The following is a 280-nucleotide window of genomic DNA, read 5'->3' as shown; positions in this document are numbered from 1 at the left end:
CGCCAAGGTTGCGGCACCCTTCGCCGTGGGTTGGGGGTCATGAACAAGGCGCCTATGGATGTCGAAGAAGGTGAAAGCTGCAATCATTGCAGCCCTTGTCGCTCTGGTTGCTGGCTTCGCCGTCAGCAACGGGCTGATAAGCCAGCAGACGGCCGATGAGATCAAGGCCAGGACTGACCAGGTTCTGAGTGAGGAAGAGGCCGCACCGCCTGCACCTCAGCCTGACAGTCCCGCCGCGCCTTCCACGGAACCCCCACCGCAGGCTCCGACCCCTCCTCCC

The 280-nt window shown here is 63.6% G+C and carries 1 protein-coding gene; it reads left to right on the top strand.

The window, feature by feature from the left end; translation table 11 throughout:
- Positions 1-58 precede the first annotated feature (58 nt).
- The coding region (locus tag EOC06_RS41065) for a hypothetical protein (protein WP_128309996.1) at positions 59-280 on the top strand (222 nt) is incomplete at its 3' end.

Origin of the sequence: Mesorhizobium sp. M7A.F.Ca.MR.362.00.0.0 (assembly GCF_004023175.1) — a bacterium.
Lineage (GTDB): Bacteria > Pseudomonadota > Alphaproteobacteria > Rhizobiales > Rhizobiaceae > Mesorhizobium.
This window is presented reverse-complemented; position numbering and strand designations above follow the sequence as displayed.